The following is a 12642-nucleotide window of genomic DNA, read 5'->3' as shown; positions in this document are numbered from 1 at the left end:
GGGTATATCCTCCCGCAGACGACTGGCCTCCCTTCGCCTGCAACAGGGATTGTGCGGCGGAGTTCGGGGCCGCGTCAAGACGCGCGGGGGCGGCGAGGGCCAATGACGGCCGATGCGGCCGGATTTTCAGACTGAGCGATAGGTTTCCTCTTCTCCCACAAGGGAAGAACGCCCTTCAAACCGAAGCCGTCATGCCGCCATCGACATACAGCGTATGGCCGTTGACGAAAGACGATGCGTCGGAGGCAAGGAACACGGCGGCGCCGATCAACTCGTCGACATTGCCCCAGCGCCCGGCGGGCGTGCGCTTTTCCAGCCAGGCGGAAAATTCCGGATTGTCGACCAGCGCCTGGTTCATCTCGGTGCGGAAATAGCCGGGTGCGATCGCATTGATCTGCAGGCCGTATCTCGCCCAGTCGGCGCACATACCCCTTGTCAGGTTGCGGATCGCGCCTTTGGTCGCGGTGTATGGTGCGATGTTCGGCCTTGCCAGCTCGCTCTGCACCGAGCCGATGTTGATGATCTTGCCCTTGCCGCGCGGGATCATGTGGCGGGCGACCGCCTTGCCGACATGGAAGGCGCCCGACACATTGGTCTTGAACAGGCGCTCCCACTGCTCCTCGGGAAAGTCCTCGAGCGGAGCGCGGAACTGCACGCCGGCATTGTTGATGAGGATGTCGATGGCGCCGATCTCGGCCTCGATGCGGGCAATGTCCGCGTTGACCGCCTGAAAATCGGTGACGTCGAATACCGAGGCGTGCGCCTTGAAGCCGACATCGCGCAGCTTTTCGACGGCGCTGTCGATCCTGGCGGTGTCGCGACCGTTCAGCACTATGCTTGCACCGTGTCCGGCGAGGCCCCGAGCCAGCGCAAAGCCGATGCCTTGACCGGAGCCAGTCACCAGCGCCACCCGCCCCTCGAGGCTGAACAGGGAGTTGGCCATCAAACCGTCTTTTGTTTGACCATGATCTTGCCCGAAAACCGGTTTCCACTTTTCGGGATCATGGTTCTAGTCGCTGCGGCGGAAATTGCGGATGCGGTCGAACAGCACCGCCAGCAGGATGGCGCCGCCGATGAACACACCTTGCCAGAAGGCATTGATGCCGAGCAGACCGAGACTGTTGCGGATCACCTCGATCAGGGCCGCACCGACGATGGCGCCAAAGGCGGTGCCGACGCCGCCAGCCAGATTGGCGCCGCCAATGACGGTTGCGGCGATCACCTGCAGCTCCATGCCGGTGCCGAGATTGGTGGTGACGGCACCCAGCCAGCCGGTCTGGATGATGCCGGCAATGCCGGCCGACAGCGCCGAGATCATGTAGACGGCAACCTTGATCTGGCGCACCGGAACGCCGGTCAGCGTTGCCGCGTGCTCGTTGCCGCCAATGGCGAAGATGTGGCGGCCGAACTTCGTCCAACGCAGGATAAAGCCGGTGATCAGCGCCAGAAGGATCATGTAAAGCACCGGATTGGCGATGCCGAACACCCAGGCGCCGCCGCCCAATGACAGAAGCTTGGCGTGGTCCGGCCCGAACTGGAAGACGACCGTGTTGTTGGAGGCGACCATGGCTAGGCTGCGGGCGATCGACAGCATGCCGAGCGTCACCACAAAGGGTGGAAAGCCGAGATAGGCGATCAGCACGCCGTTGAAGGCGCCAATGGCGAGCGCGGTGGCGATCGAGGCCAGGATGCCGACCTCGATCGAGTAGCCGGCATGCATCGTGACGGCCAAAATCATCGACGACAGGCACAGCACCGAGCCGACCGAGAGGTCGATGCCGCCGGTGATGATGACGAAGGTCATGCCGAGCGCGATAATGGCGACGAAGGTGATGTTGCGGGTGATGTTGTAGAGGTTCTTCGACGTGGCAAACGCGTCGGTGGCAAACGACAGGAACACGCAGGCGAGGATAACGGCGATCACCACCCAGAAGGTCTGGCTGGCAAACACTCTTGCCGGCAGGGATTGCTGCTTGTGTTCGATCGGCTGGTCAATTGTCAGTGCCATCGTCGACCTTCATCTGCTGTGCGTGGTGAAATTCGCTGAAATCAAACCTGTTCGATGGCGCCGGTGATCAGCCCGGTGACTTCCTCGGGCGAGCTCGACGCAATCGTCTTGTCGGCGACCTTGCGGCCGCGCCGCATGACTATGACGCGGTCGGCGACGGTGAAGACGTCAGGCATTCGGTGACTGATCAGCACGACGGCAATGCCTTGATCGCGCAAATGGCGGATCAGGTTCAGCACTTCGGCGACCTGGCGCACCGAGATAGCGGCCGTCGGTTCGTCCATCAGCACGATCTTGGCCTGCGACAGCATGGTGCGGGCGATCGCCACCGCTTGGCGCTGGCCACCCGACATCTGCTTGACGAGATCGCGCGGACGGGTCTCGGACTTCAATTCGGCGAAGAGCTGGCCGGCACGCTTGTACATCGAGGCATAGTCGAGGATGCGGAACGGCCCGACGCCGCGCCGCAACTCGCGGCCGAGATAGACGTTGGCGGCGGCGGTCAGATTGTTGCAGAGCGCAAGGTCCTGGTGGACGATCTCGATGCCGTGCTGGCGGGCTTCCGCCGGCTTGTGCAGGATCAATTCCTTGCCGTCCATGTGCATGGTGCCATGGCTCGGGCGGAAATTGCCGGCGATCATCTTGACCAGCGTCGACTTGCCGGCGCCGTTGTCGCCCATGAGGCCGACCACCTGTCCGGGCTCGATCGACAGCGACACGTCGTTGACGGCCTGGATGGCGCCGAAATGCCTTGAGATGTTGGTGAGTTCGAGAACCGCCACCAGCCTTTGCCTCCCCGTGATTTGCGACCTGCTGCTGTTCCCGGCGTGGATGCCGACGCTGCTTTGGCCTCGCTCTCCCCGGCTCCTCCCGAAGACGGCGTTAGCGTTCTTTTACGCAAAAGCCGGCGCACGTCAATCAATTGTCGGACGAATTGGGCCAGGACTATTTTAAAAATCCGTTTTGTAGGACAAATAGCATTGACGTTGGCGCCAAGCCGATATTAGCTAAGCGTCGGAGGAGATTATGCCGATCTCCGCTGGCGGTTCGCCGGCCGGAATCGGCGGAGGTTTGACGGCCCAAGATCCAGCGGCACCTGTGTGTGAGTTGATCTGAAGCCGAATCTGGAAATGCTTATCGATCTGTCCTGGCGACACGAGCGCTCGCGAAACGACCCTCGGTCATCACGCATCCGGTCGATCTGTATGGCGGGCACGCCGTGTCCGTTTGTTTCAAGGGAGGACTGACATGAGGAAAACACTTTTGCTCGCCGCCGTCGCCGCAATGGCGTTGGGTGCCGGGCCGGCTTTGGCCAAGAAACAGCTCGTCATTGTCGTGAAAGGTCTCGACAATCCGTTCTTCGAGGCCATCCACCAGGGCTGCGAGAAATGGAACAAGGAAAACGCCAGCTCGGAGTATGAATGCTTCTACACCGGTCCGGCGTCGACTTCGGACGAGGCCGGCGAGGCGCAGATCGTCCAGGACATGCTGAGCAAGGCCGACACGGTCGCGATGGCGATCTCGCCGTCCAACGCGCCGCTGATCGCGCAGACGATCAAGAGCGCCAATCCGACGATCCCGATCATGACGGTCGATGCCGATCTCAGCAAGGAAGACGCAGGTCTTCGCAAGACCTATCTCGGTACCGACAATTACCTGATGGGCAAGAAGATCGGCGAGTACATCAAGAAGGGCAAGCCGAATGGTGGCACGATCTGCACCATCGAAGGCAACCCGGCAGCCGACAACATCCTGCGCCGTGCGCAAGGCATGCGTGACGCACTGTCGGGCAAGGAAGGCCTTGCCGCACTTGCGGGTGAAGGTGGTTGGACCGAAGTTCCCGGCTGCCCGGTGTTCACCAATGACGATGGCGCCAAGGGCGTGCAGGCGATGACCGACATCCTCGCCGCCAACCCCAAGCTGGACGCCTTCGGCATCATGGGCGGCTGGCCGCTGTTCGGCGCGCCGCAGCCCTACCGCGATCTGTTCGGGCCGCTCAAGGACCGGATCGCCAGCAACGACTTCGTCATCGGCGCCGCCGACACGATCGGCGACGAAGTGGCGATCGCTCGTGACGGCCTTGTAACGGCTCTGGTCGGCCAGCGGCCGTTCGAAATGGGCTACAAGGCACCGTCGGTGATGATCGACCTGATCGAAGGCAAGGCGGTCGCCGATCCGGTGTTCACCGGCCTCGACGAGTGCACCAAGGATACGGTCGACACCTGCATCCAGAAGTAGGTTCTCGATCTCGGGGCGCCCGGTTGCGGGCGCCCCGTCATTCCTGAACGGAAGCGGTAATTCCCGAACGGACGCAATAGTTGGGGCAATCGGCTCCGGCTTTGCCGCGCCCGTGATCTGGATTTTTCGGCAACGAGATCGGCGCCCGTACGGTTCGGACCAGTCCGGACGACAGACGGTCGACGCATTGGAACGTGGATGCCGGACGAGAAGTCAAGCAAGCGAACCGACCTAACCAAGGCACAAGCGAGCCACGGTCCGGCTGTCATGCGGAAGGCTGGTGCCGCGCATTTTGCGGGGGCGAGCGTCCATGTCTCGTTGGCCGGCGAGATTGGCCTGCGGATCGTGCGTGGCGACTATCCGCCCGGCACCATCCTGCCCAACGAGTCCAAATGGGCCGAGATCTTCAATGTCAGCCGTTCGGCGGTGCGCGAAGCCATCAAGATGCTGATGGCGAAAAGCCTGTTGGCCTCACGCCCCAAGATCGGCAGTTGGGTCGAGCCGAAGGAGCGCTGGAACCTGCTCGACCGCGACGTTCTGGCCTGGTACGCGACGGCGCCCGACCGCGAGGCGTTCCTGCGAACCGTGCAGGAGTTTCGTCATATCATCGAGCCGGAAGCGTCGGCCTTTGCCGCCATGCGGCGCAGCGACGAGCAAATGGCGGAAATCAGCCAAGCCTGCCGCGACATGGGCGAGGCCTTGAGCCTGCAGGAGCGTATCCGCGCCGATACGCGCTTTCATCTGGCCATCCTGCGCGCTTCCGGCAACGACCTTCTGGTGCCGCTCGGCGTGCTGATCGAATCGGCGCTCGACCATCTCTTCGCATTCACGACACAGCAGGTCGCCGATCAGCGCCAGGCGCAGAAGCTGCATGAGGCGATCGAAAAGAACATCCGCCTGCAGCGCCCAGCCGCTGCGCGCAACGCCGTGCACAAGCTGCTTGCAGATACCGACGATGGGATAGGGCGGTGGCGGCGGTGATCGGCGCCGGCGTTGGGCAATCGGTTAAATGGTCTGTTTCTTGCCATCCTTCATCGGCATCAGGTCGACACCGTTCACCCCAGCGATATGCGTCGCCAGCATCGGTACGAATTGCTCGGCCGGGCCGGTTGCATGGGCACCGGCGAAGGAGTTCTTGGTGGCGTTGCCGAGCGGGTTGGCAATGCCGGCCGCACCCGCCATCGATTCCAGATAGGTCAGGTCCTTGAAGGCATTGGCGATGGTGAATTTGTGCGCATCGCGGTCACCTTCCAGCGTCCAGCGCATGAAGGTCTGGTAGAAGCCGCAATCCATGCGGCCATTGCGAATGACGCTGTCGAAGCGCGGCGGCGAGATGCCGACCTTCTCAGCCAGTGCCAGTGCCTCGGAATAGATCGCTGCGTAGCCGAGCGAGATGAAATTGTTGAGCAGCTTCATGCGATGGCCGTCGCCGGTGTCGCCGATATGGACGATGCGGCCGGCCCAGGTTTCGATCACCGGCTTCACCCTGGCAAAGAGGGCGTCCGGCGCGCCGACCATGGCGTCGAGCGTGCCTTCCCAGGCTTCCTTCGGCGTGCGGCTGAGCGGTGCGTCGACAAAATCGATGCCGAGCGCCTTGAGCTCAGCGGCAAGCGCAATGGTCGAGACCGGATCGGAGGTCGAGCAGTCGACGACGACCGAACCTTTCTTCAAACCCTCCTTGAGGCCGCCCGGGCCGCGAATGATGGCTTCAACCTCGCGCGAACCGGTGACGCAGATGAAGACGATTGTCGATGCCGCCGCCACATCGCGCGAGGTTGATGCTTCCTTCGCACCTCGACCGAGCAGATCCTCCGCCGGCTTGCGGTTCTTGCGGCCGAGGAACGTCAGGCTGTAGCCCTTGTCGACGATGTTCTTGGCGATCCCGTGCCCCATCAGACCAAGGCCGATGAAGCCGATCTTTTCGCTCGCGGCAGTCGTGTTCATATCTTCAAGTCCTGTTGCAATGATTGATGTCAGGCGCTGCCGTTTTGCAGGCGAGGATGGTTGCGGATGGCGGTATTGTCTGACAATACACATAAATCCCAGAGGATGTGGAGAGCAAAATGACGAAGCGGATCATGTTCACCGGCGGCAGCGGCAAGGCCGGACGCCATGTCGTGCAGTATCTGGTCGAGCAAGGCTGCCAGGTGCTCAACATCGACACCAGGCCGCTCGACAATCCCAAGGTGCGCACGCTGATCACCGACATCACCGACAGCGGGCAGGTGTTCAACGCACTGTCGAGCTATATGGGCCTGCATGAATTCGACCCGTCGCTGCGCCCGCAGCCGGTCGATGCGGTGGTGCATTTCGCCGCCATCCCGCGCATCATGATCACCACCGACAACGAGGTGTTCCGCATCAACGCGCTCGGCACCTACAATGTCATCGAGGCGGCGGTAAAGCTCGGTATCCGCAAAATTATCATCGCCTCCAGCGAGACGACCTATGGTCTCGTCTTCGCCAACGAGCCGCGCGATCCCAAATATTTCCCGCTCGACGAGGAGTATGACGTCGACCCGATGGACAGCTACGCTTTGTCCAAGGTCGTCAACGAGAAGACGGCGCGCGCATTTGCGCAGCGCAACGGCACCGACATCTATGCCTTGCGCATCGGCAACGTCATCGAGCCGCACGAATATTCGCTGTTTCCGAAATGGTTCGCCGATCCGGGTTTCCGCAAGCGCATCGCCTGGAGCTATGTCGACGCGCGCGACCTTGGCCAGATCACGCTGCGCGCCATCGAGAAGGACGGCCTCGGCTATCAGGTGTTCAACGCCGCCAATGACGACACCTCGTCCGACCTGCCGACCGCCGAACTCCTGAAGCGGTTCTACCCCGGCGTGCCGGTGAAGGCCGAGCTCGGCGAATACGAGACGCTGCTGTCGAACCGCAAGGCGCGCGACGTGCTCGGCTTCCGCCCGGAGCATAGCTGGCGCAAATACGTCAAGCAGGACTGATCCGCGAAGCAAGCGAGGCTGATCTGTGCACAGCGGGCGGCTTTGCGGTGCAAGCCGCTTGCCGCGCTTGACAGCCTGCTTAATACGGACTTTCTGGAACCCATGCGGGACGCGAAGCCGAACAAGGAAAAATCGTTGGGGAAAGCGGCCTCCGGGGACCGTCCGGGCGGCGTTCGCCGGGCGGACGCCGCGCGTATTCCAGGCTCCAGCGTCCACGCCTCGCTGGCCAGCGAAATCGGCCTCAGGATCGTGCGCGGCGACTATCCGCCCGGCACCATCCTGCCCAATGAGGCGAAATGGTCAGAGACCTTCAGCGTCAGCCGCTCGGCGGTGCGCGAAGCGATCAAGATGCTGATGGCCAAGAGCCTTTTGGCCTCACGTCCCAAGATCGGCAGTTGGGTCGAGCCGAAGGAACGCTGGAACCTGCTCGATCGCGATGTGCTGGCCTGGTACGCGACGTCGCCGGATCGCGAGGTGTTCCTAAAGACGGTGCAGGAATTCCGCCACATCATCGAGCCGGAAGCGACCGCGTTTGCCGCCATGCGGCGCACCGACGAGCAGATGGCCGAGATCAGCCAGGCTTGCCGGGAGATGGGAGAGGCGACGAGCCTGCAGGAGCGGACCCGCGCCGATACGCGCTTCCATCTTGCCATCCTGCGAGCTTCGGGCAACGACCTGCTGGTGCCGCTCGGCGTACTGATCGAATCCGCCTTCGATCATCTCTTTGCCTATACGACGCGGGAGATCGACGATCTCAACCACGCGCAGAAGCTGCACGAGGCAATCGAGAAGAACATCCGCCTGCAGCGGCCGGACGCGGCGCGCAATGCTGTGCGCAAACTGCTCGCCAACACAGACGGCGTCATCCGCGCCCGGTAGGGCCTACTTAGTCGCTTCTAATCCTCTTTCTCACGCCCGAAGGCGCTGCGCAGTTCGTCCTTGGCGTCCTCAAGCACTTTTTTGCGCGCGGCAGGCAAGTTCTTGCCGGCGCGGTTGATGTAGAAGTTCAGCATCGACATGGCCGACTGGAACGGCTCGGCCTTGCGCCGGTGGCTGTGTTCGGCGGATCGCTTGAGCGAGGCGGCGATCTTCCTGGCGTCGTCGGATTCGAAGACGTGATCCTCGAGATCCATCGCGTCGCTGTGCTCGGTTACCTCGGCCGACCATTTTTTCCTGGTGGCGGTCATCGCAGGACTCCTCTGCAGGGTGGGTTGCCGGGAAACTCCGCACATCGGCATCGGTTCCGCCCTGGCTCTGGAGCCACGGATTTGCCCGCTGTGGCGCTGCTGCGACCCGAGAATGCGCCGATAGTGGCGCAAACGGCAGCCGATCTCCGAGACCGCCGACAGGAAACGCCTTGACCCGAACCGACAGCATCCAGCCCGGCCCCGGCATCGACAGCTCCTATGCCTGGATGCGGCTTGCCATCTCGATGCTGCTGGCGACGATCGGCGCCGTCGGCATGTGGGCAGTCGTCGTCGTGCTGCCCGCGGTGCAGGCCGAGTTCGGCGTCGACCGCGCCGCGGCGTCCATGCCTTACACTGCGACCATGGTCGGTTTCGCCGCCGGCAACGTGCTGGTCGGCCGCGCCATCGACCGGATGGGTTACTGGATCCCGGCGCTGCTCTCTTCGATCGCGCTTTCCGCCGGCCTGCTTCTCGCGGCGCTGTCGACCTCGATCCTGCAATTCACGCTTGCCCAAGGAGTGCTGATCGGTATCGGCACGTCGGTGATCTTCGGGCCGCTGATCGCCGATATCTCGCACTGGTTCAACCGCCGTCGCGGTGTCGCGGTCACGGCGGCGGCCGCCGGAAACTATCTCGCCGGAGCGATCTGGCCGACCATCATGCCGACACTGATAAAGGCGGAAGGCTGGCGCTTCACCTATGCGGCAATCGGCATCTTCTGCCTGGTGACAATGGTGCCGCTGGTGCTGATGCTGCGGCGTGGTGCCCCAGTTGCGGCTGCCGCCGGTTCGCCCGGAAGCCGGCCGGTGCAGTCGATGCCGCTGTCGCCGGCGGCGTTGCAGGTGCTGCTGGTAGTCGCCGGCCTCGGCTGCTGCGTGGCGATGTCGATGCCGCAAGTGCATATCGTCGCCTATTGCATGGACCTTGGCTACGGCGTCGCACATGGCGCCGACATGCTGTCGATCATGATGGCAGGCGGCGTCGTCAGTCGGCTGGCATCGGGCTTTCTCGCCGACCGCATCGGCGCGGTGTGGACACTGATGATCGGCTCGGTGCTGCAATGCCTGTCGCTGCTGTTCTACATCCCATTCGACGGGCTTGCCTCGCTCTATGTGGTGTCGCTGGTGTTCGGCCTGTCGCAGGGCGGTATCGTGCCTTGCTACGCGATCATCGTGCGCGACTACATGCCGGCCAAAGAGGCTGGCCAGCGTATCGGCATCGTCTTGATGGCGACGATCTTCGGCATGGCGATCGGCGGCTGGATGTCGGGCTGGATCTACGATTTGACCGGCTCCTATGCGGCTGCGTTCCTCAACGGCATCGCCTGGAATTTGCTGAACATACTGGCGATCGGGCTGCTGTTGTGGAAGGCACGGCGCAGCACAGCCGTGATGGCCTGAGCTCACCCTGCCCAATGGTCCGGGAGCTGCGCGGCTTGACAACCACCCAAGGCTGCGCGACGCCGGAAGGCGGATGGGTGCGGCAACAGGCCGATTTGGCATGACGACGGTGGCAAAGACCCTGAATATGGTTCTAAAGGCGCTTGGCTGCACAAGCCCGTCGCCAGGAGTGCGCCCTTGACCAAGCCGCGCTCGCGCCGGGGCGGCGGCCGCCCTACCATCGCGGATGTCGCGCGCAAGGCCGGCGTTGGTGCGATCACCGTGTCGCGCGCCCTGCGCGAGCCGGAGCGTGTGTCCGAAGAGCTGCGCCGCCAGATCCAGGCCGCCGTCGACGAACTGGGCTATGTGCCGGACCCGAATGCCCGGGCCCTGGCCTCGGCGCGCGCGGAGGTGTTCGGCGTGCTGGTGCCGTCGCTTACCAACAACGTCTTCGCCGAGGTGGTGCGCGGCATCTATGACAGCCTGTCGGCCAGCCCCTTCCGCATCCAGCTTGGCAACACCCACTATTCCGGCCTCGAGGAAGAGCGGCTGCTGCAGGTGTTCGGTTCGCAACGGCCAGCCGCGCTGATCGTCGCCGGCATCGATCAGACACCGGCTTCGCGAAAGCTGCTGGAAAGTGCCGGCTGCCCTGTGGTGCAAGTCATGGAAACGGGTCCCGATCCGGTCGACATGATGGTCGGCTTCTCGCATCTCGATGGCGGCAGGGCGGCGACCGAGCATCTGATCGAGGCCGGCTATCGCCGCATCGGCTTCATCGGCGCGCGCATGGATCCGCGTTCGCAGCGGCGCCTTGCCGGCTATCGCGCGGCGATGGAGGCCGCGGGCCTGTTCGATCCGCGCCTCGTCACCACTACGCCGGTGCTGTCCAGCGTGTCGCTCGGCCGCGAGATGTTCCGCGATGCGCTGGCCAAGGTGCCGACACTCGACGGTGTCTTCTGCAACAATGACGATATCGCGCTCGGCGTCTTGTTCGAATGCCATCGCGCCTCGATCGCGGTGCCGAAGACGATCGGCATCGTCGGTTTCAACGATCTCGACATGATGCAGGTGGCGTTTCCTTCGGTCACCAGCATCCGCACCCATCGTTATGAGATCGGCCGGCGTGCCGTTGCCATGGCGCTTGCGGCGATCGCCGGCAACAGACCGGAGCAACGGATCGTCGACCTCGGTTTCGAGCTCAAGCGCCGCGAGAGCACGGCGCGTTGAAACGCACAGAAGCGACTGTGCGAATGCCGGTTTACACGCCAATTTGGTAGCGCTACCACTTCCTGCAGGCAGGTGCATAAACGACAGGGCGTACCTGTTTATTATACATAAGCGACAACTAATACTTGTTTATTATGGATAATATGATAGTTTTCGTACCGCTGGCGGCGACAAGGGAGGAACCGGGTCGGCCACCACGGGCGGCCAAGGACGCGCATGGCGAGGCGGGAGGTGCCGGTCCATCGCGCGAAAATTCGCATTGCGAAACGAACAATCTGAACTGCAATCGGGAGGATTATCGATGATCAAGTCACTGGTTGGTGGCGTCGTTGCCGCCACTGCATTCGTCATGCTCAATTCGGCCGCCATGGCCGCCGGACCCGAAATCGTGTCGGGTCCCGCCGCTCAGGCGGATTGTTTCGCGCCGTGGGACGCGGAGACCAAATTCTTCAAATATCCCAAGAAGGAAGGGCCGTTCCGCATCGCCTTCGCCAATGGCTACATCGCCAACACCTGGCGCATCCAGATGGTGCAGACGGCCAAGGCCTACGCCGCACAACCTGAAGTCAAAGCCAAGATCAAGGAGTTCAAGGTCGTCTCGACGGGCGAGGACGTGCCGGCGCAGATCTCGGCGATCAACAATTTCATCGATTCCGGCTATGACGCCATCGTCACCGACGCCCAGAACCCGACGGCCTTCGGTCCAGTCATCAAGCGCGCCAAGGAAGCCGGCATCGTGCTGGTCGCCTTCGACAACATCCTCGACACCAAGGACGCCATCAACGTCAATGTCGATCAGAAGGGCCTTGGCGAATTGTGGGCCAAGTGGCTGGTCGCCAAGATACCGAACGGCGGCAAGATCCTGGAAGTGCGCGGCGTCGCCGGCACCTCCGTCGACACCGATCGTCACAACGGCATCCACGAGGTCTTCGACGCGTCCGGCAAGAAGTGGGACGTGACCGAAGTCGCCGGCAAATGGGATGACGGAGTGGCACAGAAAGTGACCGCGGATGCGATCGCCACCAACGGTCCGTTCGACGGCATCACCGGGCAGGGCGGCGACACCGGCATCGTGCAGGCGATGATCGACGCCAAGCATCCGTTCGTGCCGTTTGGCGGCGAGACCGAGAACGGCTTCCGCAAGTTCTGCGCAGCGCATTCGGCCGACGGGCTGAAGTGCTCGTCCGCAGGCTCGGGTCCGGCTCAGGTCGCCGTCGCCATCAAGACCGCGATCGCCGCACTCGAAGGCGAGGTGGTGCCACAAGAGGTGAAGCTGCCGCTGGCGATCGCCGAAGACCCGAACTTGAAGGAAGGCACGGATTATTTCCCCAAGGAATCCGATAATTTCTTCGTCGGCAACTCCTTCCCGACCTGCGGCATCAATTTCAGCGCCCAGGAAATCATGGGTCAGACCAAGGAAAACCAGTAAATCATCGCTGGCTGTCACCTGGCGGCGCCGGGGGGGGCGCCGGGCCGGGGGGGGAAACCCCAAAAACCCGGGGGGGGGGGGGGGGGGGTGGGGGGGCGCGGGGGCCGGGGGGGGGGCGGGGGGGGGCGGGCGGGGCTGGGGGGGAGGTGTGGGGAGCAAGAGGCAGAGGGTGGGGAGGGAGGGCTAAAAGAGGGAAGATGATAGGAGGAAGTAA

General features: G+C 63.0%; 12 protein-coding genes. 7 read left to right on the top strand and 5 right to left on the bottom strand.

What is annotated here, in order from left to right; all coding sequences use genetic code 11:
* Positions 1-175 precede the first annotated feature (175 nt).
* The 3 genes from NKI69_RS15680 to NKI69_RS15670 all read right to left on the bottom strand — a co-directional run bounded on the left by NKI69_RS15680 (position 176) and on the right by NKI69_RS15670 (position 2790).
* Positions 176-943, bottom strand: a complete 768-nt coding sequence (locus NKI69_RS15680; RefSeq protein WP_023813246.1) for an SDR family oxidoreductase — start codon at positions 941-943, stop codon at positions 176-178.
* A gap of 66 nt (positions 944-1009) precedes the next feature.
* Positions 1010-2008 (bottom strand): ABC transporter permease, encoded by a 999-nt coding sequence (locus NKI69_RS15675; protein ID WP_023813245.1) that lies wholly within the window; start codon positions 2006-2008, stop codon positions 1010-1012.
* A 41-nt stretch (positions 2009-2049) separates the two neighbouring features.
* Positions 2050-2790, bottom strand: coding sequence for an ATP-binding cassette domain-containing protein (locus NKI69_RS15670; protein ID WP_013530854.1), 741 nt, complete (start codon positions 2788-2790; stop codon positions 2050-2052).
* 466 nt (positions 2791-3256) lie between these two features.
* Between NKI69_RS15670 and NKI69_RS15665 the strand changes: the two genes are divergently transcribed.
* Positions 3257-4246, top strand: coding sequence for a sugar-binding protein (locus NKI69_RS15665; protein ID WP_023813244.1), 990 nt, complete (start codon positions 3257-3259; stop codon positions 4244-4246).
* Between the two features lie 198 nt (positions 4247-4444).
* Entirely contained in the window at positions 4445-5227 is a 783-nt protein-coding gene (locus NKI69_RS15660; RefSeq protein WP_023813243.1) for a FadR/GntR family transcriptional regulator, read from the top strand.
* A gap of 24 nt (positions 5228-5251) precedes the next feature.
* On the opposite strand, the gene NKI69_RS15655 is transcribed toward NKI69_RS15660, so the two are convergent.
* On the bottom strand, positions 5252-6190 hold the full coding sequence (locus NKI69_RS15655; protein WP_352721924.1) for an NAD(P)-dependent oxidoreductase: 939 nt from the start codon (positions 6188-6190) through the stop codon (positions 5252-5254).
* Positions 6191-6309: 119 nt separating this feature from the next.
* Between NKI69_RS15655 and NKI69_RS15650 the strand changes: the two genes are divergently transcribed.
* Positions 6310-7206, top strand: coding sequence for an NAD-dependent epimerase/dehydratase family protein (locus tag NKI69_RS15650; RefSeq protein ID WP_352721922.1), 897 nt, complete (start codon positions 6310-6312; stop codon positions 7204-7206).
* Between the two features lie 102 nt (positions 7207-7308).
* Positions 7309-8085, top strand: coding sequence for a FadR/GntR family transcriptional regulator (locus tag NKI69_RS15645; protein ID WP_352721920.1), 777 nt, complete (start codon positions 7309-7311; stop codon positions 8083-8085).
* 17 nt (positions 8086-8102) lie between these two features.
* Here NKI69_RS15645 and NKI69_RS15640 read toward each other — a convergent pair whose 3' ends face one another.
* The gene (locus tag NKI69_RS15640) at positions 8103-8393 is read right to left on the bottom strand and encodes a DUF3175 domain-containing protein (protein ID WP_352721918.1); all 291 of its coding nucleotides are present in this window, start codon (positions 8391-8393) and stop codon (positions 8103-8105) included.
* Positions 8394-8563: 170 nt separating this feature from the next.
* On the opposite strand from NKI69_RS15640, the gene NKI69_RS15635 reads away from it, so the two are divergent.
* The 3 genes from NKI69_RS15635 to NKI69_RS15625 all read left to right on the top strand — a co-directional run bounded on the left by NKI69_RS15635 (position 8564) and on the right by NKI69_RS15625 (position 12428).
* Entirely contained in the window at positions 8564-9793 is a 1230-nt protein-coding gene (locus NKI69_RS15635; protein ID WP_023813238.1) for an MFS transporter, read from the top strand.
* 177 nt (positions 9794-9970) lie between these two features.
* Complete coding sequence (gene gntR / locus NKI69_RS15630) at positions 9971-10999, top strand: HTH-type transcriptional regulator GntR (protein ID WP_352611330.1); 1029 nt, start codon at positions 9971-9973, stop codon at positions 10997-10999.
* A gap of 301 nt (positions 11000-11300) precedes the next feature.
* Positions 11301-12428, top strand: coding sequence for a sugar ABC transporter substrate-binding protein (locus NKI69_RS15625; protein WP_352441169.1), 1128 nt, complete (start codon positions 11301-11303; stop codon positions 12426-12428).
* The last annotated feature ends 214 nt before the right edge of the window (positions 12429-12642 follow it).

Source organism: Mesorhizobium sp. M0491 (assembly GCF_040321265.1).
Lineage (GTDB): Bacteria > Pseudomonadota > Alphaproteobacteria > Rhizobiales > Rhizobiaceae > Mesorhizobium.
Note: the sequence above shows the minus strand (reverse complement) of the source record. Positions and strands in the feature narration are given on the sequence as shown.

Coding starts and splice junctions, on each gene's coding strand:
- NKI69_RS15680 (WP_023813246.1), bottom strand. CDS start 943: ATGGCCAACTCCCTGTTCAGCCTCGAGGGGCGGGTGGCGCTGGTGACT.
- NKI69_RS15675 (WP_023813245.1), bottom strand. CDS start 2,008: ATGGCACTGACAATTGACCAGCCGATCGAACACAAGCAGCAATCCCTG.
- NKI69_RS15665 (WP_023813244.1), top strand. CDS start 3,257: ATGAGGAAAACACTTTTGCTCGCCGCCGTCGCCGCAATGGCGTTGGGT.
- NKI69_RS15660 (WP_023813243.1), top strand. CDS start 4,445: ATGCCGGACGAGAAGTCAAGCAAGCGAACCGACCTAACCAAGGCACAA.
- NKI69_RS15655 (WP_352721924.1), bottom strand. CDS start 6,190: ATGAACACGACTGCCGCGAGCGAAAAGATCGGCTTCATCGGCCTTGGT.
- NKI69_RS15650 (WP_352721922.1), top strand. CDS start 6,310: ATGACGAAGCGGATCATGTTCACCGGCGGCAGCGGCAAGGCCGGACGC.
- NKI69_RS15645 (WP_352721920.1), top strand. CDS start 7,309: ATGCGGGACGCGAAGCCGAACAAGGAAAAATCGTTGGGGAAAGCGGCC.
- NKI69_RS15640 (WP_352721918.1), bottom strand. CDS start 8,393: ATGACCGCCACCAGGAAAAAATGGTCGGCCGAGGTAACCGAGCACAGC.
- NKI69_RS15625 (WP_352441169.1), top strand. CDS start 11,301: ATGATCAAGTCACTGGTTGGTGGCGTCGTTGCCGCCACTGCATTCGTC.